Source organism: Janibacter terrae (assembly GCF_039636765.1).
GTDB lineage: Bacteria > Actinomycetota > Actinomycetes > Actinomycetales > Dermatophilaceae > Janibacter > Janibacter terrae.
In genome coordinates, this window is record NZ_CP144167.1 from 2229246 (window position 1) to 2250084 (window position 20839).

The window sequence follows — 20839 nt, forward strand, 5'->3', positions numbered from 1 at the left end:
GTCGGTGGATCAGGGGGCGCCGAGGATGTCGACGGTGAAGACCAGGGTGGCGTCGGGCTTGATGGAGCCGTCGGGCGTGCCCTGCTTGCCGTAGCCCTCCTTCGGCGGGACGACGACGAGGAGGCGGTCTCCGACCTTGGCGCCCTCGACGGCCTTGTCCCAGCCGGGGATGACGGCCTGCTGGCCGACCGGGAAGGAGAAGGGCCCGCGGCCGTCCTTCATCGAGCTGTCGAAGACCTTGCCGTCATCCCAGGTGACGCCGGTGTAGCTGACGTAGACGGTGTCGCCCTTCTTCACCGTCTCGCCCGTGCCCTCGACGAGCTTCTCGGTGACGAGCTTGGTCGGCTTCTTCGCGTCCTTCGGGATGCTGATGTCGGCCGGGGCGTCGGCCTTCCACTTCACGGTGGGCAGGCCGGCCTGCGGCTCGACCTCCTTGCCCTCCGCCTTCGTCGGCATCTCGTCGCGCACGTCGTAGACGAGGACGAGGTTGTCCTTGCCGTCGACGCCGTACTGCGGCATCCCCTCGTCGCCGAAGAGGTCCTTGGGCGGCATGACGGAGACACCGTGGGTACCGATCTTCTGGCCCTTGATCGACTTCACGAGACCCGGCAGGGCGCCCTTGTTGCCGAGGTCGAGCACGATCGGGTCGCTCGTGTAGGTCTCCGAGCCCTCGATCATCTTGCCGGTCTTGCCGGAGAACATCGCGAGGTCCACCTCGACGAAGGCGTCGTCGGCGAGCGTGTCGCCGGAGCCCTCCTTGATGACCTTCGACGTCGTCTCGCTGACCGACAGCGGCTTCTTCTCGAGCTCGATCGACGGGCCCTTCTTGCCCTTCGCCGCGGTGACCGCGATGTCGTCGACCTTCTTGAGGTCCTCGGGGCTGGGCGCGGCGGCGGTCTCCGAGGCCGACGCGGACGTCGAGGAGTCGCTCGTCGCGTCCCCGCCGGAGTCCCCACCGCAGGCGCTCAGGGCCAGCAGGGCCGCGGTGGACGTCGCGATGGCAGTGGTCAGGCGGGCGGCCTTCGGCACGGATCAACCTCGATGCTCGGGGAAAACGTTCCCGGGCAGCCTAACCACCGAGTCTGGACGATGCCTGACTCGACCGGCGGGGGTGGCTCAGGGTCCGGTCGGCGTCGGGCGCGAGGAGAGGACCTCGATGAGCTTGTCGACCCGCTCGTCCACCGCGCGGAAGGGGTCCTTGCACAGCACGGTGCGCTGCGCCTCGTCGTTGATCTTCAGGTGCACCCAGTCGACCGTCACGTCCCGCGAGTGGGCCCGGGCCGTGCGCACGAAGTCGCCGCGCAGCTTCGCGCGCGTCGTCTGGGGTGGGGTGTCCACGGCCGCCGCGATGTCCTCGTCGGTGACGACCCGCGCCACCTTGCCGGAGCGCTGCAGCAGGTGGTGGACGCCCCGGTCGGGGTTGATGTCGTGGTAGGCGAGGTCGAGCTGGGCCAGGCGCGGGTCCCCCAGCGACAGCCCGTGCCTGGCCGCGTAGGCGTCGAGCAGGCGGTACTTGATGATCCAGTCGATCTCGGTGCCGACCGAGGCGAGGTCGTCGGTCTCGATCGCGGTGAGCGTGCGCTCCCAGAGGTCGAGCACGCGCGTGCTCACCGCATCGTCGATCCCCTCGCGGTCGGCGTGGGCCACCGCCCGCTCGAGGTACTCGCGCTGGATCTCCAGGCCGCTCATCCGACGGCCGTCGGCGAGCTTGACCAGCGTGCGCCCGGTCATGTCCAGGCTGATGTCGCGGATCGCGCGGATCGGGTTGTCGAGGGCCAGGTCGGGCAGCGCCACGCCGTCCTCGAGCATGCGCAGCACGAGGTGGGCCGCGCCGACCTTGAGCAGCGTCGTCGTCTCCGTCATCGTCGAGTCACCGACGATGACGTGCATCCGCCGGTAGTACTCGGCGTCGGCGTGCGGCTCGTCCCGGGTGTTGATGATCGGCCGGGAGCGGGTCGTCGCGGACGAGACGCCCTCCCAGATGTGGTCCGCGCGCTGGCTGACGGAGAACTGCGCGCCGCGCGTGGAGGCCATGATCTTGCCGGTACCGGCGATGAGCTGCCGGGTGATGAGGAAGGGCAGCAGACCGTCGGTCACCGCGGCGAAGTTCGAGGTCCGCGCCACGAGGAAGTTCTCGTGGCAGCCGTAGGAGTTGCCCGCCGAGTCGACGTTGTTCTTGAAGACGTAGATCTCGCCGGCCACCCCGTCCTCGCGCAGCCGCTCCTGGGCGTCGACGACGAGGTCCTGCACGATCCGCTCCCCCGCCCGGTCGTGCGCGATGAGCGTCAGCAGGTCGTCGCACTCCGCGGTCGCGTACTCCGGGTGGCTCCCGACGTCGAGGTAGAGACGAGAACCGTTGGGCAGGAAGACATTGCTCGAGCGGCCCCAGGTCACGACCTTGCGGAAGAGGTAGCGCGCCACCTCGTCCGGCGTCAGCCGTCGCTGGCCACCGGACACGGCGGTGATGCCGAACTCGGTCTCGATCCCGAAGATGCGTCGCTCCACGGTCCGAGGCTATCCGTCGGGTGCGGTGATCCGCCGGAAGCACCGGCGCGGGCGGGAACGCTCGAGCACGGCGATCTCGAGCGCGTCCGCGTGGACGTCGAAGGGGGTGTCCTCCCCTTCGTCGGCATCGGCCAGGACGTCGACCGCCAGCCGGAAGGCCTCCGGGAGCGCCATCCCCGGCCGCCACCCCGCGTCGAGCCGCCCGTTGAGGCGCTCGCTCGCGCCGCCGATCACGACGTGACCGCGCTCGTCGGTGACGGACCCGTCGTAGGTGAGCCGGTAGATGCGGTCCTCCGTCGCGTCGAGCCCGACCTCGGCGACGACGATCTCGACCTCGTACGGCTTCTGGTCCTGGGTGAAGACCGTGCCGAGCGTCTGCGCGTAGGCGTTGGCCAGAGCCCGGGCGGTCACGTCGGAGCGGTCGTAGGAGTAGCCGCGCAGGTCGGCGTAGCGGATGCCGGCCACCCGGAGGTTCTCGAACTCGTTGTACTTGCCGACCGCGGCGAAGCCGATCCGGTCGTAGACCTCGCCCACCTTGTGCAGCGAGCGGTTGCTCGGGTTGTCCGCGACGAAGAGGATCCCCTCGTCGTAGGCGAGGACGACCACCGAGCGCCCCCGGGCGATGCCCGCGCGGGCGAAGTCGGCCCGGTCGGCCATGACCTGCTCGGGCGAGACGTAGAAGGGCGGTTGGGTCATCGAGCACCTCCACGGTCGGCGAGGATCGCCGCGACGACGCCGGCGCACTCGGCGTCCTCGACGAAGCGGACGCCGTCCTCGTCGACGACGCCGACCATCGGCCAGATGCGCCGGTGCACGTCGGGGCCACCGGTCGCCGAGTCGTCGTCGGCCGCGTCGTACAGCGCCTCGACCGCGACCCGCACGGCCGCCGACCGGTCGAGACCCGGGCTCCAGAGCTTCTTGAGCGCGCCGCGCGCGAAGAGCGAGCCGGAGCCCACGCTGTGGTGCTCCTGCTCCTCGTAGCACCCGCCGGTCACGTCGAAGGAGAAGATCCGGCCGCGGCCGACCGCGAGGTCGTAGCCGGCGAAGGAGGGCACGACGGCCAGGCCCTGCATGGCCAGCCCGAGGTTGCCGCGCAGCATGGCGGCGAGGCGGTTGGCCTTGCCCTCGAGCGACATGACGACGCCCTCGACCTTTTCGTAGTGCTCCAGCTCGACCTGGAAGAGACGGACCATCTCGATGGCCACGCCCGCCGTGCCGGCGATGCCGACGAGCGAGTACTCGTCGGCGGCGAAGACCTTGTGCATGTCACGGTTGGCGATGAGGCTGCCCAGGGTCGCCCGCCGGTCGCCTGCCATGACGAGCCCGCCCGACCAGGTGAGCGTCACGATCGTCGTGGCGTGGGGCGCCTCGACGGCGCCGGGGTGGAGCGGCCGACGACCCGGCAGCAGGTGCGGGTCGTGCTGCGCGACGAAGTCGGTGAAGGACGAGCCGCCCGCGGCCAGGAAGGCCGCGGGCAGCCGCCCGTCGGACGACTCGCGGCTCACTGGCCGCCCTTCTGCACGAAGCCCTTGACGAACTCCTCGGCGTTGGTCTCCAGCACCCCGTCGATCTCGTCGAGCACCGAGTCGATGTCCTCGTCACGCGCGGCGTTGGTCGCGCCCACCTGGCCGAAGCCGTCCTCGGGCTCGGCGCCGTCGCCGCCACCGGTGGACTGGGGTCGGATCTGCTCCTGGGCCATCGTTGCTCCTTCGCTGACGGGTCGTGTCCCGAGCCTATGCCCCGAGGGCGGCCACGAGGTCGTCGATGTCGCCGGCGGAGACGAGCGACTCCGTGTCGCCGCGGCCGTGGGCCAGCGGGTCGAGGAGGGAGATCCGGGCGACCCGCCCGGCCCGCGGCAGGCGCACGACGAGCGAGTCCCACGACGCCGAGACGACCCGGTCGCCGAACTCCTCGACGACCCGGCCGCGCAGCCAGGCCCGCGTGTCGGCCGGCGGCGTGGTCACCGCCGCCGCGACCTCCGCGTCCGTCGTCAGCCGGGTGATGCGGCCGGCGGCCTCGAGCCGGTGGTGCAGGCCCTTGGCCGGGCGCACGTCGGACCACTGGATGTCGATGGCCCGCAGCCGGTGGTCGTCCCACGCGAGCCCGTCGCGGTCCCGGTAGCGCTGCAGCAGAGCGAGCTTCGCGACCCAGTCGATGTCGGCCGCGGCGTCCATCGGGTCGCCGGCGAGCAACCCGAGGAGCCGCTCCCAGTGCGCGAGGACCTCGTCGGTGGCAGGGTCGCTCCCTTCGCGCTCGACAAATCCCTTGGCCCGCTCGAGGTACTCGCCGAGGATCTGCACGGCGGTCAGCTCGCGCCCGTCGCGCAGCCGCACCGTCGCCCGGCAGGTCGGGTCGTGGGAGATCACCTTGAGGGACTCGACGGGGTGGAGGACCTCGAGGTCACCCCCGATCTCGCCGGCCTCGATGAGGCGCAGCACGAGCGAGGTGGACCCGAGCTTGACGAGGCCCGCGACGTCGGCCTGGTTGGCGTCGCCGATGATCACGTGCAGCCGGCGCCACGTGTCGGGGTCGGCGTGCGGCTCGTCGCGGGTGTTGATGATCGGTCGCTTGAAGGTCGTCTCGAGACCCACCGCGGCCTCGAAGAAGTCGCTGCGGGAGGCGATCTGGTAGCCCGACCGCTCGCTCTCCTGGCCGATGCCGACGCGGCCGGCGCCGCACATCACCTGTCGCGCCACGAAGAAGGGGGTGAGCCCCGAGACGATCCGGTCGAAGGGGGTCGCGCGCGCCACGAGGTAGTTCTCGTGGGTGCCGTAGGAGGCGCCCTTGCCGTCGGTGTTGTTCTTGTAGAGGTTGATCCCCGGCTCGCGGTCGGCCAGCCGCTCGACGACCTCGCGCATGACGAGCTCGCCGGCCCGGTCCCACACGAGCGCGTCGCGCGGGGAGGTCACCTCGGGAGAGGAGTACTCCGGGTGGGCGTGGTCGACGTACAGGCGCGCGCCGTTGACGAGGACGACGTTGGCCAGGGTCGGGTCCTCGGCGTCGGTGAGCTGGGAGATGTCGGCGCGGGCGCGCGGCATCTCGAAGCCGCGCGCGTCCACGAGCGGGTGCTCGTCGCTGTAGTCCCACGCCCCGTGCCCGGCGCGCAGGCCGTGCGCCCGCGCGTAGGTCGTCACCACGTCCCCGGATGCCGCCATCGGGTTGGCCCACGGCTGCCCGGTCACCGCGATCCCGTACTCCGTCTCGATACCCATGACCCGCCGCACGCTCATGACCTCACCCTAGGCCGACGTGCTGGAATGGCCTCGTGACGAAGACGTGGATGCCCTGGCGCACGCGGTTCCTCGACCGGCTGACCCGCTCCGCCGTGACCGCCGACCAGATGACACCGGCCCACCTGGCCCGGATGCGCGCCAGCGTGCCGATGCGCGCGCCGTACACGTGGGTGCTCGGCCGGCCCACCCCCGGGGTGACGTCGACGTCCCGCCGGATCACCGCGCGCGACGGGTACGAGCTGGAGATCCGGGTCCACCGGCCCGACGACGCGGACGGCCCGCTGCCGCTGCTCCTGCACTTCCACGGCGGCGGGTTCGTCCTGGGCAACATCGGGGTCTACGACCCGTGGTGCACGGCGGTCGCTGACCGCGCCCGCGTCGTGGTCGTCACGGTGGCCTACCGCATGGCACCCGAGCACCGGGCGCCGCTCGCGATCCACGACTGCCTCGACGCGACCCACTGGGCCCTCGACCACGCGGCCGAGATCGGCGCCCGCCGCGACGCGGTCGGCGTCACCGGGGACTCCGCCGGCGGCAACCTCGCCGCGGCCGTCGCCCAGCAGCTGCGGGACGAGGGCGTCACCGGCCTGCGCCACCAGGCCCTGGTCTACCCCGCACCCGACCTCACCGACCGAGAGGAGGAGGCGCTCCAGGAGCTGGACCGGCGCTACGTCCTGCTGACGCCCGCGATGGCGCGCTCCTTCCGCGGGCTCTACCTCGGCGAGGAGGGCGACGACCGCGACCCGCTCCTCTCCCCCGCCCTCGGCGACCTGGCCGGCCTGCCCCCGGCGCTCGTCCAGACGGCCGAGCACGACCCCCTTCGTCCCGACGGTGCGGCGTACGCGCAGGCGCTCGCCGCCGCAGGCGTCGAGGTGCGCCACACGACCTACCGCGGTGCGCCGCACGGGTTCATCACCTTCCCGGGGTTCGCGCCCGCCGCCCACCCGGCGCTCGAGGAGCTGGTCGCCGAGATCCGCCACCACCTGCACGAGGAGACCCCGTGAAGCGCCCCTACCCCGGCCTCCCGCCGCTCGTCGCGGTCCTGACGACCGTCCTCGACAACGTCGCCCGGGTCTCGATCGTCGACGCCACCCAGGCGGACATCGAGGCGGCCCGCGCCAAGGTGTACCCCACGCGGCCGCCGTTCTCCTGGGTCACCGGTCGCGTCGACCCGTCCGTCGCCGTCGACGAGGGCAGCGCGCCGGTCCGCGACGGCGCGAGCGTCCCCCTTCGCTGGTACACGCCCGCGGGGACGAAGGGGGCCACCCCCGTCCTCGTCTTCCTCCACGGTGGCGGGTGGGTCCAGGGCTCGACGAGGATGTACGACCCGCTGTGCACGCACCTGGCCGCCGAGCTCGAGGTCGTCGTCGTGAGCGTCGACTACCGGATGGCGCCCGAGCACCGCGCGCCGGTCGCCGCGCACGACGCGATCGACGTCGTCCGCTGGCTCCACGAGGTGGGTGATCACGGCATCGACCGCGACCGGATCGGGCTGTGCGGCGACTCCGCCGGGGGCAACCTCAGCGCGGTCGTCGCGCAGGAGCTGCGCGACCTGCGCACCGCCGACGGCGAGCCGGTGATCCGCCACCAGGCACTGATCTACCCGGCCACGGACCTGACGATGGCCTCCCCGTCGATCCGGGAGCACTCGGAGGGCGCGATCCTCACCGAGGCCAAGGTCCTCGCCTTCCGCGCCCACTACATCGGGGACGCGGACGACGCCGTGGGGCACCAGGACCCGGTCGTCTCGCCGCTCTTCGGTGACGTCAGCGGGGTCGCGCCGGCACTCGTGCAGACCGCGGACCTCGACCCGATCCGTGACGACGGGCTGCGCTACGCGCAGGCCCTGCGCGAGGCGGGCGTCCAGGTGCGGCTGACCAACTACCTCGGTCTGCCACACGGCTTCGCGAGCTTCCCCGGGGTGGCCCGGGCGGGCGCCCAGAGCCGGCACGAGCTGGTCACCGAGATCCGTCGGCACCTCGTGGGGGGTGCCTCGGGTGCGTGAGCGCGACGAGCCCCTGAGCGCACCCGGTCGGCGCGCCGCGCTCGCCGTCGGACTCGACCTGCTCGTCGTCGCGGCCTTCACCCTCGTCGGGCGGCGCTCGCACGACGAGCCGCTGGACCCGGCGGGTTGGTGGGACACGGCCTGGCCCTTCCTCGCCGGCCTCGCTATCGGCTGGGTCGTCGTGCTGCTCACGAGCCAGGCGTGGCCGACGCGGCTCTGGCACGGGTTCCCGGTGTGGGTCTCGACGGTCTTCGGGGGCATGGCCCTGCGGGACATGGCGGGTCAGGGCACGGCCCTGCCCTTCGTCGTTGTGGCGACGGCCTTCCTCGGCGTGACCCTGCTCGGCTGGCGGGCGGTCCTGTGGATGCTCGACCGCCGTCGTCCCGACCCCGGTCCCGGGCACACGCGCGGCCCCGGGTGGCGAGGCCGGGTCCCGGTCGAGCACACCCGGGTCGGCGACCCGCTCGACCTGGAGCGGCTGAGCGGCCCGCGCAACGAGACCCAGGGGCGTGGCGTCGTGCCGCAGGCCGAGCGGGACCGTGTCGTCGACGAGCTCGGCATCCGGCAGCCACGCTTCCCCGAGGGCGACTGAGCCACCTCATCGGGTGAGCGACCTGCGGCCCGCTCGGCTCAGAGATACTGGCCGGTCCGCGAGCCCGTGTCGATCGAGCGCCCCGGCTCGGCAGCGCCGGTCTTGCCGCCGATGAGCGTGCGGATGTAGACGATCCGCTCGCCCTTCTTGCCCGAGATCTTCGCCCAGTCGTCCGGGTTGGTCGTGTTGGGCAGGTCCTCGTTCTCCTTGAACTCGGCGATGCATGCGTCGAGGAGATGCCCGACGCGCAGGCCCTCGACCTGCGTGCCGAGGAAGTCCTTGATCGCCGCCTTCTTCGCCCGGTCGACGATGTTCTGGATCATCGCGCCGGAGTTGAAGTCCTTGAAGTAGAGGACCTCCTTGTCGCCACCCTGGTAGGTGACCTCGAGGAACTGGTTCTCCGCCGACTCCGCGTACATCCGCTCGACGACGGCCTCGATCATGCCGTCGACGGTGGCCTGCGCGTCACCGTCGTGCTCCTCGAGGTCCTCGGGGTGCAGCGGCAGGTCGGGGGTCAGGTACTTGCTGAAGATGTCGCGCGCACCCTCGGCGTCGGGGCGCTCGATCTTGATCTTCACGTCGAGGCGTCCGGGGCGCAGGATGGCCGGGTCGATCATGTCCTCACGGTTGGTCGCCCCGATGACGATGACGTTGTCCAGGCCCTCGACGCCGTCGATCTCCGCAAGCAGCTGAGGCACGATCGTCGTCTCCACGTCGGAGGAGACGCCCGAGCCGCGGGTGCGGAAGAGGCTGTCCATCTCGTCGAAGAAGACGACGACGGGCGTGCCGTCGCTCGACTTCTCGCGGGCGCGGTGGAAGATCAGCCGGATGTGCCGCTCGGTCTCGCCGACGTACTTGTTGAGCAGCTCCGGTCCCTTGATGTTGAGGAAGTACGCGGTGGCACTCTCCTGACCGGTGCGCTCGGCGACCTTGCGCGCCAACGACGCCGCGACCGCCTTGGCGATCATCGTCTTGCCGTTGCCGGGAGGGCCGTAGAGCAGGACCCCCTTCGGCGCCTTGAGCTTGTGGCGCTCGTAGAGCTCCGCGTGCAGGTAGGGCAGCTCGACGCTGTCGCGGATCGCCTCGATCTGCGCGCTGAGGCCCCCGATGTCGTCGTAGCCGAGGTCCGGGACCTCCTCGAGCACGAGGTCGGCGACCTCGGCCCGCGGGATCCGCTCGACCGCGATGTTGCTGCGCTGGTCGACGAGCACGGCGTCACCGACGCGCACCTGCTTGCCGGTCACCCGCGAGCCGCGACGCACGACGCGCTCCTCGTCCTGGCGCATGAGCACGAGCAGCCGGTCCTCGTCGAGGACCTCCTTGACGACGACCACCTCGCCGGCGACGTCCTCCGCGTGCACGGACACGACGTTCATCGCCTCGTTGAGGCGCACCTCGCGGCCGACACCGAGCTCGGCCGCCTCGACCGCCGGGGAGACGGCGACGTGCATCTTGCGGCCGCCGGAGAGCACGTCGACCGTGCTGTCCTCCGCGTGGACGTCGACGATCACCGCGTACGACGAAGGGGGCTGGGCCAGGCGCTCGATCTCCTCACGGAGCGTGACGATCTGCTGGCGCGCGTCCTTGAGGGTGCGCACGAGGCGCTCGTTCTGCGAGGCGACGCTCGCCATCTGCGACTTCTGCTGGGTCAGCTTGTTTTGCAGGGCGCGTGCATCCTGGGGGCTGGGTTCGGTGGTCATCGGCAGTGCTCCCTTCGGCTCTCCCCCAGTCTCCCCCTTCCGGCTCAGCGTGGCGAAGGGGGGACCACGCCTCGGGCGAGCTTGCGCATCTTCTTCTCCGACGCGACGCGCTCACCGAGGGCCTCGGGGGTCCACTCGGCGTCCTCCGCGCCGGGCTGCGGCTCGACCTGCGGGGCGTCCGCCTCGCCGCCGTCCTCCTGCGCGGCGTAGCCCTTGCCGGGACGGCGCTTGCGCATCGGAGGGGTGACGCCGGGGGCCAGGCGGCGGGTCGTGATGAGGAACCCGGTGTGGCCGTGCATGCGGTGCTGCGGGCGCACGGCGAGGCCCTCGAGGTGCCATCCGCGCACGAGCGACTCCCACGCCTCCGGCTCGGTGAAGGTCCCGAAGTCACGCATGGCCTCGGCGACCTTGCTCAGCTGGGTGGCCGTGGCGACGTAGCAGATGAGCACGCCGCCGGGCGCGAGCGCCTCGGCGACGACCTCGAGGCACTCCCACGGGGCGAGCATGTCCAGGACGACCCGGTCGACGGTGCCGGGCTCGACCGCGTCGGGCAGCGACTCGACGAGGTCACCGACGGTGACGGTCCAGGCCGGGTGGTCCTCGCCGAAGAAGGCGCGAGCGTTCGCCCTGGCGATCTCCGCGAAGTCCGCGCGGCGCTCGAAGGAGTGGAGCGCGCCGCTCTCCCCCACCGCGCGCAGCAGCGACATCGACAGGGCGCCGGAACCCACTCCGGCTTCGACGACGGTCGCGCCCGGGAAGACGTCGGCCATCGTCACGATCTGGCCGGCGTCCTTGGGGTAGACGACCGCCGCACCACGGGGCATCGACATGACGTAGTCGGACAGCAGCGGCCGCAGGGCCAGGTACTCGGTCCCGGCGGTGTTGGTGATCGTGGAGCCGTCCGGCGAGCCGATGAGGTCGTCGTGCTTGACGTGCCCCCGGTGGGTGTGGAACTGCTTGCCCGGGGTCAGGGTGATCGTGTGCATCCGGCCCTTGGGGTCGGTGAGCTGCACCCGGTCCCCCTCACGGAAGGGGCCGCGGCGGTAGGCGGATCCGGTGGCGGTCATGGTGCGCGAGTCTAGTTGCGCGCGAGGGCCGCGTTGACCCGCTCGACCCTGACGATGCCCCGCAGGACTCCCCCTTCGCTCACCGCGACGACCCGCGAGCGCGACTCCTGGAAGGCCGTGACGAGCTCCATCGCCTCCCGGCCGGGGGTCAGGTCCACCGCCCAGCCGTCGGGGCCCCGGGTGGTGACCGCGGAGACGGGCGTGGAGTCGATCGCACCCGGGGGGACGGCCCGCAGTGCGTCGTGGTCGATGAGGCCGACCGGGGCGCCGTGCGCGTCGACGACGACGGGCAGGGCGCGAAGGGAGGACAGCTCGCCGACCGGGCGCTCGGCCGCGATGGCCGCGACCGGCTCGAGGAGCGCGGGCACGTCGAGCCCGCCGACGACGCCGAGGGCGCGGCCGTGGCCGATCGCCTGGGTCGCTCCCGACCAGAGGAAGGAGGCGACGAGCGCGGTCCACAGGATCGTCGTGAGGTCCGGGGACTGGCCGCGCACCAGGGGGACGCCGACGACCGCCACGACGACGGCGATGACGAGCCCGCGGCCCAGGTAGCCCGCGACGACCCGGGCGCGCCCCTGGTCCTTGGTGACCCCCCACACGACGGCCTCGACGACCTGGCCGCCGTCGAGCGGCAGTCCGGGCAGCATGTTGAGCACCGCGAGCGCGCCGTTGACGAAGGCGATGCCGCCGATGACGCTGGCCGTCAGCCCCGAGCCCAGCGCGGCCGAGACGCCGAAGCAGACGACGGCGACGACCGCGTTGCTCAACGGCCCGACCACGGCGATGGCCGCCGCGGTCAGCGGCGTCGCCCGCGACGCCTCGAAGGCGGTGTGCCCGCCCCAGAGGTCCGCCACCACCCGGTGCACGGTGTGGCCGAAGGAGCGGGCGGTCACCGCGTGGGCCGCCTCGTGGACGAGGACGCTCGCCAGCAGGGCGAGGGCGTAGACGACCGCGACGGAGTACCCGGTCACGGCGCCGTAGGTCCGCGCGGTCGACGGGCCCACGAGGAAGACGACGAGCGCGCCCATGAGCAGCCAGGACCAGCCGAGGTAGACCGGGACCGACGAGATCGTGGCCAGGCGGATGCCCCTGGGGTGGTCCTGCGGTGTCTCGGCCATGCCCAGACCCTAGGCGAGCGGACCGGATGGTGATAATGGCAGTTGTCCACCACGCCCTCTGCGACAGGATCATCTGGTGACCGACACCGCCATCCGCCCCGACGCCACCCCCGTCCTCGAGGAGGCGCTCCGCGAGCGCGTCCTCATCATGGACGGGGCGATGGGGACGATGATCCAGCGGCAGGGGCTGTCGGAGGAGGAGTTCCGCGGGGAGCGCTTCGCCGACTGGGGCAGCGACCTCAGGGGCAACAACGACCTGCTCGTCCTGACCCAGCCCGAGCTGATCACCGGCCTGCACCGCGAGTACCTCGAGGCCGGCGCCGACCTCATCGAGACCAACACCTTCAACGCCCAGCGCATCTCCATGGCCGACTACGGCATGGAGGACCTCGCCCGGGAGATGAACGTCGAGGCCGCGCGCCTCGCCCGCGCGGCCGCCGACGAGTACACCGCCAAGGACCCCTCACGGCCGCGGTGGGTCATGGGCGCGCTCGGCCCGACCAACCGGACCGCGTCCATCTCCCCCGACGTCAACGACCCGGGCAAGCGCAATGTCACCTTCGACGAGCTCGTCGCCGCCTACCTCGAGCAGGCCGAGGGCCTCGTCGAGGGTGGCGTCGACGTGCTCATCATCGAGACGATCTTCGACACGCTGAACGCCAAGGCCGCGATCTTCGCCCTCGAGACGCTCTTCGAGCAGCACGGCCGGCGCTGGCCGGTCATCGTCTCCGGCACGATCACCGACGCCTCCGGACGCACCCTCACCGGGCAGACGACCGAGGCCTTCTGGAACTCCGTGCGCCACGCCCGCCCACTGGCCGTCGGCCTCAACTGCGCGCTCGGCGCGGAGGAGCTGCGGCAGTACGTCGCCGAGATGGGCCGGGTCGCCGACACCTTCATCTCCGCGTACCCCAACGCCGGCCTGCCCAACGCCTTCGGCGAGTACGACCAGGACCCCGAGTACATGGCCTCGCTCGTCGCGGAGTTCGCGACGTCGGGCCTGGTCAACCTGCTCGGTGGGTGCTGCGGCTCCACCCCGGAGCACATCGCGGCGATCGCGAAGGGGGCGGCCGCCGCCTCCCCGCACGTCCCGGTCGAGGTCGAGCCGGCCCTGCGCCTCTCCGGCCTGGAGCCCTTCAATGTCACTGGTGACTCGCTCTTCGTCAACGTCGGCGAGCGGACCAACGTCACGGGCTCGGCGAGGTTCCGCAAGCTCATCGAGGCCGACGACTACCCGGCCGCGCTGGCGGTCGCCGCCCAGCAGGTGGAGAGCGGCGCGCAGGTCATCGACATCAACATGGACGAGGGCATGCTCGACGGCGTCGCCGCCATGGGCACCTTCGTCAACCTCGTCGGCTCCGAGCCGGACATCTCGCGGGTCCCGCTGATGATCGACTCCAGCAAGTGGGAGGTCATCGAGACCGGCCTGAAGCGCACCCAGGGCAAGCCGATCGTCAACTCGATCTCGATGAAGGAGGGCGTCGAGCCCTTCGTCGAGCAGGCCCGCCTGTGCCGCAAGTACGGCGCGGCGATCGTCGTCATGGGCTTCGACGAGGAGGGCCAGGCCGACAACCTCGAGCGCCGCAAGGAGATCGCGCAGCGGGCCTACACGATCCTCACCGAGGAGGTCGGCTACCCGGCCGAGGACATCGTCTTCGACCCCAACATCTTCGCCCTGGCGACGGGGATCGAGGAGCACGCCGCCTACGGCACCGACTTCATCGAGGCGACCCGCTGGATCAAGGACAACCTGCCGCACGTCCTCGTCTCGGGCGGAGTCTCCAACGTCTCCTTCAGCTTCCGCGGCAACAACCCGGTCCGCGAGGCGATCCACTCGGTCTTCCTGTACCACGCCATCAACGCGGGCATGGACATGGGCATCGTCAACGCCGGCGCCCTGGTCCCCTACGACACCCTCGACGCCGACCTGCGCGAGCGGATCGAGGACGTCGTGCTCAACCGGCACCCGGACTCCACCGAACGCCTGCTCGAGATCGCCGAGCAGCACCGCGGCAACGGCGAGAAGGTCGAGGAGGCCACGCAGGAGTGGCGCGGGTTCCCCCTTCGCGAACGCATCACGCACTCCCTCGTCAAGGGGATCGACACCTGGGTCGTCGAGGACACCGAGGCGCTGCGCCAGGAGATCGAGGCCGCGGGTGGCCAGCCGCTGGAGGTCATCGAGGGTCCCCTCATGGACGGGATGGGGGTCGTGGGCGACCTCTTCGGCGAGGGCAAGATGTTCCTCCCGCAGGTCGTGAAGTCCGCACGCGTCATGAAGAAGGCCGTCGCGCACCTCATCCCCTACATCGAGGCGTCGAAGCAGCCCGGCGACCAGTCCCGGTCCAAGGGCCTGATCGTCATGGCCACCGTCAAGGGCGACGTGCACGACATCGGCAAGAACATCGTCGGCGTGGTCCTGCAGTGCAACAACTACGACGTCATCGACCTCGGCGTCATGGTCCCGACGCAGAAGATCCTCGAGACGGCCAAGGAGCACGACGCCGACGTCATCGGCCTGTCCGGGCTCATCACGCCCTCGCTCGACGAGATGGTCGGGGTGGCCTCCGAGATGCAGCGGCAGGGCTTCGACATCCCGCTGCTGCTCGGCGGGGCGACGACCTCGCGCGCGCACACCGCCGTCAAGGTCGACCAGCAGTACGAGGGGCCGGTCATCTGGGTCAAGGACGCGTCGCGCTCCGTGCCGGTCGTCAGCCAGCTGCTGAGCGCCACCGGCAAGACCAAGCTGCTCGACGAGGTCGCCGCCGACTACGAGGCGCTGCGGCGCCGGCACGCCGCCAAGCGCGATGACCGGCCGATGCTCACCTACGAGGAGGCGGCCGCCGCGCGCACCCCGATCGACTGGGGCGCCGAGCAGCCCCACCTCGCCGGGATCACCCCGACGCGGCTCGTCTTCGAGGACTACGACCTCGCCGAGCTGCGCGAGTACTTCGACTGGCAGCCCTTCTTCAACGCCTGGGAGCTCAAGGGCTCCTTCCCCGACATCCTCAACAACCCGGCCACGGGTGAGGTCGCGCGCAAGCTCTACGACGAGGCCCAGGTGATGCTGGACCGGATCATCGAGGAGAAGTGGCTCACGGCGAAGGGCGTCATGGGCCTCTTCCCCGCCAACTCCGTCGGCGACGACATCGAGATCTACACCGACGAGTCGCGCTCCGAGGTCGCCCACACCCTGCACATGCTCCGCCAGCAGGGCAAGCACCGCGCCGGTGTGCCCAACCGCAGCCTCGCCGACTTCGTCGCCCCCAAGGAGACCGGCATCAAGGACTGGATGGGCGCCTTCGCCGTCACCGGTGGCATCGGCGCCCAGGAGAAGATCGCCGAGTTCAAGGCCGACCACGACGACTACAACGCGATCCTGCTCGAGGCGCTGGCCGACCGCTTCGCCGAGGCCTTCGCCGAGCGGCTGCACGAGCGGGTGCGCACCGAGTTCTGGGGGTACGCGCCGGACGAGTCCCTCGACAACAAGGAGCTCATCAAGGAGACCTACGACGGCATCCGCCCGGCACCGGGCTACCCGGCATGCCCCGACCACACCGAGAAGAAGACGCTGTGGTCGCTCCTCGACGTCGACGAGATCGGCATCGAGCTCACCGAGGGCATGGCGATGTGGCCGGGGGCTGCCGTGTCCGGCTGGTACCTCGGCCACCCGGACAGCCAGTACTTCGTCGTGGGTCGCCTCGGCAAGGACCAGGTCGAGGACTACGCCGAGCGCAAGGGCTGGACGATGCGCGAGGCCGAGCGCTGGCTCGGACCCAACCTCGGCTACTCCACCGAGTGAGGGCGGCGCTCTCCCCGTCGCGAGCGGCCGACTTCAAGCAGTGCCCGCTGAAGTTCCGCTTCCGCACGATCGACCGCCTCGACGAGGCTCCCTCGCCCGCAGCAGCACGCGGGACGCTCGTGCACGCCGTGCTCGAGGAGATCTTCGAGCTGCCGGCGGCCGAGCGCACCCCCGAGGCGGCGCGTGCGCTCGTCCCCGGCCGCTGGGCGGCCCTCGTCGACGAGCGGCCGGAGCTCGCCGACATGCTGGCGGACGACGCGACGCTCACCGAGGAGGCGTGGTTCGCCGCGGCCGAGCAGCTCGTCGACCGATGGTTCACCCTCGAGGACCCATCGAGGCTCGAGCCTGCTCAACGTGAGGTCAAGGTCGAGACCGAGGTCGAGGGCCTGGTGCTGCGCGGCATCATCGACCGGGTCGACATCGCGCCCACCGGCCAGGTGCGGGTCGTCGACTACAAAACGGGCCGCACGCCGGGGCCGGGCTTCGAGGGCAAGGCCCTCTTCCAGATGAAGTTCTACGGCCTGGTGCTCTGGCGCCGCACCGGGCGGGTCCCCGACCTGCTGCAGCTGGTCTACCTCAAGGACGGCACGATCATCCGGTACGTCCCGGACGAGGCCGACCTCCTCGCGCTCGAGCGCAACGTCCGTGCCGTGTGGGGCGCGATCGAGCAGGCCGTCGCCGCCCGGGACTTCCGGCCCAACCCGTCCCGGCTGTGCGGGTGGTGCGACTTCAAGCCCCTCTGCCCCGCCTTCGGGGGCACCCCACCCGAGCTGCCCGAGACGATCGAGATCATCACCCCGGAGACTGCATTGCCCTAGGGGAATGCGGGTTCGGCCGGCGTCGCGAGGCGCGCGAGCGGCAGCAGGTCGAAGGGGGTGACCCCGGCCAGTCCCGGCACCGGCACCGCCCCCGTGATCTCGGGGATCTCGACGTGGTGCGGGATGGCGAGCGTGGAGACGCCGGCGGCGACCGCCGAGCGGACGCCGGTCGGCGAGTCCTCGAGGGCCACGCAGCCGGCGGCCTCGACCCCGAGCTCGCGCAGGGCCCTCTCGTAGGGCTCCGGGTGCGGCTTGCCGTGCGTCACCAGGTCGCCCGTCACCACCACCGCGAAGGACCCCGGCTCGGTCGCGTCGACGACGGCTCGCGCGAGGTCGGTCCAGGACATCGTCACCAGGGCGCAGGGCACGCCCTCCGCACGACAGGCGGCGAGCAGCTCTCGGGCGCCGGGACGCCACGGCACCGCCGCCGCGATCTGGTCGACGACGCGCGACTGCAGGCGCAGCACGACCTCCTCGGCCGGCAGGTCGACCGGCGAGTTGTCGAGGATGAACTGCGCGGACACGAGCAGCGGGTTGCCGACGAGCTGCAGCCCCAGCTCGTGGGTCCACGTCCCGCCGAACTCCTCGACGAGCTCGTGCTCGGCGAGCATCCAGTAGGGCTCGGTGTCGACGAGGGTGCCGTCCATGTCCCACAGGACGGCCGTCGGGGTGCGTGGCGGGCCGCCGGCCTGCTGGCCTGACGGGAGTGTCGAATCGGACATGTTCAGGATGTTCTCCTCACAGCGGCTTGCGACCATCCGCACCAAGTATGCGGTGGCCGGTTCGTGCCTGCCTGACCTGCCACCGTTGCCCTCCGGCGGGTGCCCGAGGATGATGGAAGGTCGGGCCTCTACCCGGTGCCCGGCTCGAAGGGAGTTCGGCGATGATCCTCGTGGTTGGTGCGTCAGGAGAGCTGGGGAGCCGCGTCGTCCAGCGGCTGCGTGAGGGTGACCATCCGGTCCGGTGCCTGGTCCGTCCGGGCACCGAGGCGCCGCGACTTCGTGAGTGGGGCGCCGACGTCGTCCGCGGGGACCTCGCCGATCCCGCGAGCCTCGCGGTGGCGTGCGAGGGGGTGCACACCGTGGTGGCGTCGGCCACCGCGATCGCCAGGGTGCTCGCGGGCAGCAAGCATCCCAGCATCCACGAAGCGGACGAGCTCGGGATGGCGTCGCTGGTCGAGGCCGCAGAGAACGCTGGCGTCGAGAGGTTCGTCTACGTCTCGTACGCCGGTGCGGACGCGGACCTGGGCACGCCTCTGGAGCGCGCGAAGACCGCCACCGAGAGGCGGCTCGCCCGCTCCCCGATACGGCGGGTCGTCGTGAGGCCGGATGCATTCCAGGACATCCACCTTGCGCCCATCGGGCGCTTCGACATCCATGACGGCAAGGTGTCCGTGTTCGGGAAGGGTGACACCAAACGCCGGTGGGTCGCCACGGACGACGTCGCAGCCCTCGTGGCGGCCGTCGCCGTGGAGGTGGATCCGCCGGACACCATCACCTTCGGAGGGCCCGAGGCGATCAGCCGCAACGAGGCGATCGCCGTCGCCGAGCAGGCGACCGGGAAGAAGATGAAGGTCCAGCGGATGCCGCGCGCCGTGGCACGCCTCGGCATGCGACTGCTGGACCGTCCCAGCCCCGCGATGGCGACGATCCTCGGCACCGGGTTGATGCAGGACCTCCTGTCGGTGACGTGGGACGACGGCCCGCTCCGCGAGCGGGGCATCACGCCGCGCTCGGCCAGCGACTGGATCCGGGAGCAGGCGAGGACCGCGGGGTGAGGCGCTCCCCTTCGCCTCGGTGCCCACCAGCGCTCGCTGGGGCCGACGTAGGCTGACCGATGTGATCGAGATCGAGGACCTGCCCGAGCTGCACGACCCGGTGATGATCTGTGCCTTCGAGGGCTGGAACGACGCGGGCGAGGCCGCCTCCCGTGTCATCGAGCACCTCGCGGACATCTGGGACGCCGAGACGGTCGCGGCCATCGACCCGGAGGACTACTACGACTTCCAGGTCACGCGCCCGCGCGTGACCAACCAGGGCATGGGCCGAGGCATCCACTGGAACACCACGCGGATCCTGCTCGCCTCCCCCGACAGCCTCGGCCGCGACGTCCTGCTCGTCACCGGCATCGAGCCCTCCTTCCGCTGGCGGGCCTTCACCACCGAGATCCTCGACCTCGCCGCGGCCAACGGCGTGGGCACGGTCATCACGCTCGGTGCCCTCCTCGCGGACGTCGCCCACACCCGCCCCATCCCCATCACGTGCTCGACGGACGACGAGGCCACCGCCTACACCTACGAGCTCGAGCCCTCGCGCTACGAGGGGCCGACCGGCATCACCGGCGTCGTCGCCGACGGCGCGACCCAGGCCGAGATGGTCTCCGTCGCCGTCTGGGCGGCGGTGCCGCACTACGCCGCCCAGGTGCCCTGCCCCAAGGCCTCGCTCGCGCTGCTCATCCAGCTCGAGGACCTGCTCGACACCGTCATCGAGCACGGCGACCTCGAGGAGGAGTCCCGCGCGTGGGAGCGCGGGGTCGACGAGCTGGCGAGCACCGACGAGGAGGTCGCCGAGTACGTCTCCGCGCTCGAGAGCGCCCAGGACACGAGCGAGCTGCCGGAGGCGAGTGGGGACGCGATCGCCAAGGAGTTCGAGCGCTACCTGCGCCGCCGCGGCGACGAGACCAACGGGCCGAGCTGACCCCCTTCGCTCGGGTCGAGGTGGTACCGACCGGCTAGAGGTCGGTACCACCTCGAGCCGGCTACAGGCGGATGCCCAGGAGCGCGTCGACCGCACGCGCGAGCTCGCCGGGGGCCGCGCGCACCGTGCCCTCGGCGGCCAGGGACTCGCGGCACCACGCGTCGACGGCCCGCAGCGCGGTGGGCGCGTCGAGGTCGTCGGCCAGGGCCGCACGCACGGCGGCGATCGTCGCGTCCGCGTCGGGCCCACCGTCGGTGGACATCCCCGAGCGCCACAGGTCGAGCCGCTCCTGGCCGGCCGTCAGCACCTCGTCGGTCCACTCCCACTCGCCGCGGTAGTGGTGGTCGAGCAGGACGAGCCGGATCGCCATCGGGTCGACGCCCTCGGTGCGCAGCGTCGAGACGCGCACGAGGTTGCCCTTGGACTTGCTCATCTTCTCGCCGTCGTAGGCGACCATCGCCTGGTGCGCGGTGTGCCGGGCGAAGGGCCGCTCCCCCGTGAGCGCCTCGGCCTGCACCACGGACATCTCGTGGTGAGGGAAGACGAGGTCAGTGCCCCCACCCTGCACGTCCAAGTGGTCACCGAGGTGCTCCATGGCGATGGCCGTGCACTCGATGTGCCAGCCCGGGCGTCCGCGGCCGAGACCGCCTGCCTCCCAGGCCGGCTCGCCGTCGCGCTCCCCGCGCCACAGCAAGGGGTCGAGGGGGTCGCGCTTGCCGGGCCGCTGGGGGTCGCCCCCGCGCTCGGCCGAGTAGGCGAGCATCGTGTCGCGGTCGAGGTGGCTGAGCTCGCCGAGCCCACCGGCCGCCGCGAGGTCGAGGTAGGTGTCACGCGCCCCGTCCTCGACGACCTCGTAGGTCACGCCGCGCTCCACGAGGGCCTGCACCGAGGCGATGATCGTCGGCATCGACTCCATGACACCCATGAAGTGGTCCGGCGGGATGACCCCGAGCGCGGTCATGTCCTCGAGGAAGAGCGCGATCTGCGCCTGCCCGAGCTCGCGCCAGTCGAGGCCGTCGCGGGCCGCGCGCTCGAAGAGCGGGTCGTCGACGTCCGTGACGTTCTGCACGTAGACCACCTCGCGGCCACCGTCACGCAGCGCGCGCCCGACGAGGTCGAAGGTCACGTAGGTCGCGGCGTGGCCCATGTGCGTCGTGTCGTACGGGGTGACACCGCAGACGTAGACCCGCGCGGGACCCTCGGGCTCGACCGGTGCCACGGCCTCCCTGGCGACGTCGTACAGACGAAGGGCGATGGGCTCACCGGGGACAACGGGCAGGGAAGGGGTCGGCCAGGCTCTCACGCG

The 20839-nt window shown here is 71.5% G+C and carries 18 protein-coding genes; 7 read left to right on the top strand and 11 right to left on the bottom strand.

Annotated features, from left to right (window positions below; genetic code table 11):
* Window positions 1–9: 9 nt before the first annotated feature.
* The 6 genes from V3C34_RS10910 to dop all read right to left on the bottom strand — a co-directional run bounded on the left by V3C34_RS10910 (window position 10) and on the right by dop (window position 5735).
* Window positions 10–1029, bottom strand: coding sequence for an FKBP-type peptidyl-prolyl cis-trans isomerase (locus tag V3C34_RS10910; RefSeq protein WP_068324151.1), 1020 nt, complete (start codon window positions 1027–1029; stop codon window positions 10–12).
* Window positions 1030–1116: 87 nt separating this feature from the next.
* Window positions 1117–2505 (bottom strand): Pup--protein ligase, encoded by a 1389-nt coding sequence (gene pafA, locus V3C34_RS10915; protein WP_068324148.1) that lies wholly within the window; start codon window positions 2503–2505, stop codon window positions 1117–1119.
* Window positions 2506–2514: 9 nt separating this feature from the next.
* Window positions 2515–3201, bottom strand: coding sequence for a proteasome subunit alpha (gene prcA, locus V3C34_RS10920; protein WP_346007139.1), 687 nt, complete (start codon window positions 3199–3201; stop codon window positions 2515–2517).
* Entirely contained in the window at window positions 3198–4010 is an 813-nt protein-coding gene (gene prcB, locus V3C34_RS10925; RefSeq protein WP_346007141.1) for a proteasome subunit beta, read from the bottom strand. Before prcB ends, prcA begins: the two co-directional genes overlap by 4 nt.
* A complete protein-coding gene (locus V3C34_RS10930) occupies window positions 4007–4204 on the bottom strand; it encodes a ubiquitin-like protein Pup (RefSeq protein ID WP_068324131.1) in 198 nt (65 codons plus the stop codon). Before V3C34_RS10930 ends, prcB begins: the two co-directional genes overlap by 4 nt.
* A 34-nt stretch (window positions 4205–4238) precedes the next feature.
* Window positions 4239–5735, bottom strand: coding sequence for a depupylase/deamidase Dop (gene dop, locus V3C34_RS10935; RefSeq protein ID WP_346007142.1), 1497 nt, complete (start codon window positions 5733–5735; stop codon window positions 4239–4241).
* 35 nt (window positions 5736–5770) lie between these two features.
* Here dop and V3C34_RS10940 point away from each other — a divergent pair, with 35 nt between their 5' ends.
* Genes V3C34_RS10940 through V3C34_RS10950 form a run of 3 tightly spaced genes read left to right on the top strand, consistent with a single transcriptional unit; the run spans window position 5771 to window position 8335 of the window.
* The gene (locus V3C34_RS10940; RefSeq protein WP_346007143.1) at window positions 5771–6742 is read left to right on the top strand and encodes an alpha/beta hydrolase; all 972 of its coding nucleotides are present in this window, start codon (window positions 5771–5773) and stop codon (window positions 6740–6742) included.
* Complete coding sequence (locus V3C34_RS10945; RefSeq protein WP_346007144.1) at window positions 6739–7743, top strand: alpha/beta hydrolase; 1005 nt, start codon at window positions 6739–6741, stop codon at window positions 7741–7743. The genes V3C34_RS10940 and V3C34_RS10945 overlap by 4 nt, the downstream gene beginning before the upstream one ends.
* The gene (locus V3C34_RS10950; RefSeq protein WP_346007145.1) at window positions 7736–8335 is read left to right on the top strand and encodes a DUF3054 domain-containing protein; all 600 of its coding nucleotides are present in this window, start codon (window positions 7736–7738) and stop codon (window positions 8333–8335) included. The genes V3C34_RS10945 and V3C34_RS10950 overlap by 8 nt, the downstream gene beginning before the upstream one ends.
* A 38-nt stretch (window positions 8336–8373) precedes the next feature.
* Here V3C34_RS10950 and arc read toward each other — a convergent pair whose 3' ends face one another.
* The 3 genes from arc to V3C34_RS10965 are packed head-to-tail and all read right to left on the bottom strand — an operon-like array spanning window position 8374 to window position 12220.
* Window positions 8374–10035: a proteasome ATPase gene (gene arc, locus V3C34_RS10955; RefSeq protein ID WP_169701857.1), complete on the bottom strand. Its 1662-nt coding sequence runs from the start codon at window positions 10033–10035 to the stop codon at window positions 8374–8376.
* 44 nt (window positions 10036–10079) lie between these two features.
* Window positions 10080–11102 carry a tRNA (adenine-N1)-methyltransferase gene (locus V3C34_RS10960; protein ID WP_068324081.1) on the bottom strand — a complete coding sequence of 341 codons (1023 nt, stop codon included), beginning with the start codon at window positions 11100–11102 and terminating at the stop codon, window positions 10080–10082.
* 11 nt (window positions 11103–11113) lie between these two features.
* Window positions 11114–12220 (bottom strand): site-2 protease family protein, encoded by a 1107-nt coding sequence (locus V3C34_RS10965; protein ID WP_346007146.1) that lies wholly within the window; start codon window positions 12218–12220, stop codon window positions 11114–11116.
* Window positions 12221–12368: 148 nt separating this feature from the next.
* Here V3C34_RS10965 and metH point away from each other — a divergent pair, with 148 nt between their 5' ends.
* Both metH and V3C34_RS10975 read left to right on the top strand, forming a co-directional pair.
* Complete coding sequence (gene metH / locus V3C34_RS10970; protein ID WP_346008560.1) at window positions 12369–16019, top strand: methionine synthase; 3651 nt, start codon at window positions 12369–12371, stop codon at window positions 16017–16019.
* Window positions 16016–16837: a RecB family exonuclease gene (locus V3C34_RS10975; RefSeq protein WP_068324058.1), complete on the top strand. Its 822-nt coding sequence runs from the start codon at window positions 16016–16018 to the stop codon at window positions 16835–16837. Before metH ends, V3C34_RS10975 begins: the two co-directional genes overlap by 4 nt.
* Here the strand turns inward: V3C34_RS10975 and V3C34_RS10980 are convergent.
* Window positions 16834–17559 (bottom strand): HAD family phosphatase, encoded by a 726-nt coding sequence (locus V3C34_RS10980; protein WP_338538102.1) that lies wholly within the window; start codon window positions 17557–17559, stop codon window positions 16834–16836. The genes V3C34_RS10975 and V3C34_RS10980 overlap by 4 nt on opposite strands.
* A gap of 161 nt (window positions 17560–17720) precedes the next feature.
* Between V3C34_RS10980 and V3C34_RS10985 the strand changes: the two genes are divergently transcribed.
* Together V3C34_RS10985 and V3C34_RS10990 are read left to right on the top strand one after the other, a co-directional pair.
* Complete coding sequence (locus V3C34_RS10985) at window positions 17721–18614, top strand: SDR family oxidoreductase (RefSeq protein ID WP_338538101.1); 894 nt, start codon at window positions 17721–17723, stop codon at window positions 18612–18614.
* Window positions 18615–18675: 61 nt separating this feature from the next.
* Complete coding sequence (locus tag V3C34_RS10990) at window positions 18676–19533, top strand: PAC2 family protein (RefSeq protein ID WP_068324047.1); 858 nt, start codon at window positions 18676–18678, stop codon at window positions 19531–19533.
* Window positions 19534–19594: 61 nt separating this feature from the next.
* Here V3C34_RS10990 and mshC read toward each other — a convergent pair whose 3' ends face one another.
* The gene (mshC, locus tag V3C34_RS10995) at window positions 19595–20836 is read right to left on the bottom strand and encodes a cysteine--1-D-myo-inosityl 2-amino-2-deoxy-alpha-D-glucopyranoside ligase (RefSeq protein ID WP_068324042.1); all 1242 of its coding nucleotides are present in this window, start codon (window positions 20834–20836) and stop codon (window positions 19595–19597) included.
* Window positions 20837–20839: the final 3 nt, after the last annotated feature.